Source organism: Pseudomonas sp., from assembly GCF_050739995.1.
Lineage (GTDB): Bacteria > Pseudomonadota > Gammaproteobacteria > Pseudomonadales > Pseudomonadaceae > Aquipseudomonas.
Window position 1 is genome coordinate 1 of sequence record NZ_JBOICG010000573.1, and the last position, 4,239, is coordinate 4,239.

Here is a 4,239-nt window from a genome sequence, read left to right on the forward strand (position 1 = left end):
CCCCCTCCCACATTTTGATCACATTTCAATCGAGGATCAGTGGCGCTCGAGGGCATTGACGAGGTCGTGGAAGGCTTCGCGGTTGGACTCGTTCAAGCCCATCAGGATCTTGTGCGCTTCCAGCACCTTGACCCGCACCACTTCCTCGGACTGGTCCTGGGATGGCAGGTCGGTCAGGCATTCCGGGCAAGGGATCGGGCGATCAACGATGTTGAACACCTGGTCGAATCCCATGGACTGCAACAGACGGGTGATGTCTTCGTGGGTGGTGACGACTGTCGGCAACAAGCCGACCTTCTGCCGAGACAGAATGGACAACTTGGCCAGCAGGCCCAGGGTGGTGCTATCGATGCTGCGGGTTTCGGTCAGATCGATCACGATCGCCGAGAAGTTCAGCGCTGTGAAGATCCGCTCAATCGTCGCATCCAGCGCCGAACACAAGGTCAGGCGCACTTCACCGACAAACTTCAGGACGAAGGTCCCGTCTTGCTCGGCGAATTGGATTCTTCCGGTACTCATCAAAGGTTCCTGCTCAACACCAATAGGGCGATATCATCCGGCATCTCCCCCAGCGTGGCCAATCCAAACACTTGCCGCAGGCCATCCAGGCTGCCGCCCGCCGACTTGACCTTTTGGGGCAAGGCGGCTTCTTTCTCCTTGAGTGTAGGCTCTGGAAGAAGGTCGAGGATGCCGTCGGACATCAGCGTGAGGCTGAAGGTCGGCGGCAGTTCCAGGATGTGGTCTTCGTAAGTGGCTTCATTGAACAAGCCAACGGGCAGACCACGCCCTTCCAGGTAACGCACACTGTCAGGAGTGTATAGAACAGGCATCGGCAGGTGACCGCCAATGCTGTAGGTCAAAAGACCGGTTTCTTCATCGATCACGCCGCCGACCATCGTCACGTGCTTGCCCAGCTTGCAGCTGATCAGGCCCCGGTTGATGTGGCCCAGCACTTGCGAAGGGGTGAACTCCGGCAAGGTGCCATTGCGCTTGGATTCAAATAACAGCCGTGTGGTCATGAACTTCAACAACACGGTCACAAAAGCAGAAGAAGCGCCGTGACCGGAGACATCGGCCAGGTAGAACGCCACACGCCGCTCATCCACCCGGAAGTAGTCGACAAAATCACCCGACAGGTACAACGACGGGATGATCTGGTGAGCAAACTTGAAGTCGTCGATGGTCCAGGGGCTGACCGGCAGCATGTTCATCTGCACCTGGCGACCGGCGTTCTGGTCTTCCTGGAGCAAATTCAAGCTGGCTTCGAGTTCGCGGTTGGCGGTTTCGAGCTTCTCGCGGTAGCGCTGGTTCTCGACCAGCAGGCGTGCACGATCCAGCGCGCGGCGCACCGAGTGCTCCAGCACGGCCAAGTCTTCCAGGGGCTTGATCAGGTAGTCGGCGGCGCCCAGGCGCAAGGCTTCGACGGCATCGTTCATCACGCCGGCACCGGACACGACAATCACCGGCGTCTGCGGAGCAAGCTCGGTCACCTGGCGGATCAGCTCAAGGCCGCCCATCTGGGGCATGCGCAGGTCGCAGATCACAAGGTCGGGCTTGTCGCGCTCGAACACCTGGAGACCCTGTTGGCCATTGCCGGCCTGCAGGACGCTGAAGCCACTGTCTTCCAAATAGGCCGCGAGGCTCGCGCGCACTACTTCGTCGTCATCGATTATCAGCAGCGTGGCACTGGTTTTTTGCATGTGGGCAAACGGCGCCAGAATTAGGTTGGCGTAGGTGGCTCGACAATGGCCGGGTCACGTACTGGATTCGCTTTCTAGCCTCTCTGTCCTACAAAGCATAGGCAATTAACCCACGCACAACTGTAAAGCAGAGGTGCCCTTCTAAGGCGCAGACGGTACTCCCATCCGTCAGGGGTTTCAAGCTCATGCCGATGGTCGCTGGGCGTCTTTACACCGCAAATCACCGGGAGTTATAAGAACACCCACCACCACAACACAAAGTAAGGATGGAACCCATGAGCGAACACGAGCGCGACTACGCCGAAAAACGCGATTTCATCCGTATGCGAGTGGATGCCGATGTGTCGTTGATCCACGCCGGCCAAGAGATTGCCGGGGTTTGCCTGGATCTCTCCAGCTCCGGCATGCAGGTGCAGGCCCCTCGACAATTCAACGTGGGTGACCAACTGACGGTGCGCATCGATTCGGAGCACGCAGCCCTCAAAGGCCTGGAGGCAGACACTGAAGTGGTGTGGACCAAGGCCGCGGGGGATGAGCAGCACCTGGGCCTCAAGATCTTGAAAATGCGCTGAAACCCGCCCACAAAAAAGGCGACCGCCAGGGTCGCCTTCATTTCAATGCGTCACGACTTAAAAATCGTCGACGACCTTGCCATCCTTGACCTTGAACTCACGGTTCTGCAGGTAGGCGTTACGGATGAAGGTGTATTTGTCGCCAGTGATCAGCTTCTCGCTGTCCAGCAGGCTGGCACGAGTATCGACAACGTTCAGGCCGAAGGTGCTGTTACGCCAGCCGATATCGTTCATGTAGCGATACGGTTGGGTGTAGGTGTCGACGTACTTGGACGGTGCATCACGCAGGGTGCTTGGGCCCAGCAACGGCAGCATCACGTAAGGACCGCTGCCAACGCCCCAGTAGCCGAGGGTCTGGCCGAAATCTTCGTCATTGCGGTGCAGCCCCATTTTGGTGCCGACATCAATAAAGCCCAGCACGCCAAAAGTGGTGTTCACCAGCAGACGAGCGGTGTCGACACCCGCCGCGTGCGGCTTGAGCTGCAACACGTCGTTGGCAAAGTTGCCAACATCACCGATGTTGCGGAAGAAGTTGTGGATGCCCGTCTGTACGAACTGCGGAGTGACGAACTGATAGCCTTGAGCCAATGGCTTGAGGGCGTAGGTGTCAATCGTGTCGTTGAAGGTGAAGATCGGGCGGTTGACGCTTTCCCATGGATCGTCTTCCGACGCAGCCTGAGCAGCGAACGGGGCCATCAGAATAGTGGCACACACAGATAGCTGAGCGAAATACTGGCTCCAGCGCATAGCTTTAGCTCCTTGAATAGTCTGTCATGGGCGCTATGCCCTGAAGAAGACCGTCAGTATATGACGGAAGTATCAATTTAGGCAGCCAGTAGGAAACGTCATATAGAAAATGCACAAAATCCCTACAATCTCCTGCCAGTGTCATCTGCTTGTCATCCCGCCTCGCTAGCGTCACAGCTATTTCAGGGATGTCGAAATGCCTCAAGCCGAAATTGCCGTCGCCAGCGCCCCTTCCTTGACCGCCGTGCTGTTCGGCTTGAGTGGCTGCCTGGTGGATTTCGGTTCCCAGGCACGCACCGATTCGCCCTCTCCCGACTCTCAAGCCACTCCTGGCGCGCTGAAGATCCTGCGTAGCCTCAAGGATCAAGGCGTGCCCTGCGCGTGGCTGGATGAGCTGCCCGCCTCAATCACCACGCCATTGGCTGCGACACTGCCTGGCTGGCTGAAAGCAACATCACCCTCCTCCATCCGTTGGCCGGCGCCTCATGCGTGCTGGCAAGCCTTGATGGAATTGAACATCGAACGCCTGGAAGGCTGCGTGCTGGTCAGCGGTGAGCCGCGCCTGCTGCAATCGGGCCTGAATGCCGGGCTGTGGACCATCGGTTTAGCGTCCTGCGGCTCACTCTGTGGCCTGGCGCCCGAGCAGTGGCAGGCACTTACCGAGCAACAACGCGAACACAAGCGCGGTAAAGCCACGATGGCACTGTATGGGCTGGGTGTGCACTCGGTGATCGACCACTTGGGCGAACTCGGCACCTGCCTGGCGGACATCAACCTGCGCCAGCTCAAAGGCGAAAAGCCCTGACACGGATCATGCACAGTCGACGCCAGTGGATTAATCTACAGGTCAGCCCGTAGACCTTTCTCGGCGTGCCGCGGTCTATGCCAGTGCCTATCGATAAAAGGAAACACGTCATGCCTGATCGCAAAAAACTGGAAGAACAGGTCGAAATCCTGCGCGGGCAGTTGGAACAGGAGCCGCCGCTGTCGGAAGAAAAACGTGAAGCGCTGGAAGCCTTGATTGCCAAGTTTGAATTACAACTTGAACTGGAACCGGCCACTCAAACCCCCAGTATTTCCGACGATGTAAATCAAGCGGCCATCGAGTTTGACGCCGAACACCCGGTCATTTCCGGGACCTTGCGCAATATCATGATCACCCTGGGCAATATCGGGATCTAAACCAAGACCGATGCATGCATAGAAACCAATGTGGGAGC

General features: G+C 57.7%; 6 protein-coding genes. 3 read left to right on the forward strand and 3 right to left on the reverse strand.

Annotated features, from left to right (window positions below):
* Positions 1 to 36: 36 nt before the first annotated feature.
* Together rssC and rssB are read right to left on the reverse strand one after the other, a co-directional pair.
* Complete coding sequence (gene rssC / locus ACRESD_RS19155) at positions 37 to 519, reverse strand: anti-sigma factor antagonist RssC (RefSeq protein ID WP_003172602.1); 483 nt, start codon at positions 517 to 519, stop codon at positions 37 to 39.
* Entirely contained in the window at positions 519 to 1,700 is a 1,182-nt protein-coding gene (gene rssB, locus ACRESD_RS19160) for a two-component system response regulator RssB (protein ID WP_431752341.1), read from the reverse strand. The genes rssC and rssB overlap by 1 nt, the downstream gene beginning before the upstream one ends.
* A gap of 275 nt (positions 1,701 to 1,975) precedes the next feature.
* On the opposite strand from rssB, the gene ACRESD_RS19165 reads away from it, so the two are divergent.
* Positions 1,976 to 2,272 (forward strand): PilZ domain-containing protein, encoded by a 297-nt coding sequence (locus ACRESD_RS19165; RefSeq protein ID WP_431752342.1) that lies wholly within the window; start codon positions 1,976 to 1,978, stop codon positions 2,270 to 2,272.
* A gap of 57 nt (positions 2,273 to 2,329) precedes the next feature.
* Here ACRESD_RS19165 and ACRESD_RS19170 read toward each other — a convergent pair whose 3' ends face one another.
* Positions 2,330 to 2,968, reverse strand: a complete 639-nt coding sequence (locus ACRESD_RS19170) for an MlaA family lipoprotein (RefSeq protein ID WP_431752344.1) — start codon at positions 2,966 to 2,968, stop codon at positions 2,330 to 2,332.
* Positions 2,969 to 3,215: 247 nt separating this feature from the next.
* Here ACRESD_RS19170 and ACRESD_RS19175 point away from each other — a divergent pair, with 247 nt between their 5' ends.
* Entirely contained in the window at positions 3,216 to 3,824 is a 609-nt protein-coding gene (locus ACRESD_RS19175; protein WP_431752343.1) for an HAD family phosphatase, read from the forward strand.
* A gap of 110 nt (positions 3,825 to 3,934) precedes the next feature.
* Positions 3,935 to 4,201 carry a DUF4404 family protein gene (locus ACRESD_RS19180; protein ID WP_005786202.1) on the forward strand — a complete coding sequence of 89 codons (267 nt, stop codon included), beginning with the start codon at positions 3,935 to 3,937 and terminating at the stop codon, positions 4,199 to 4,201.
* Positions 4,202 to 4,239: the final 38 nt, after the last annotated feature.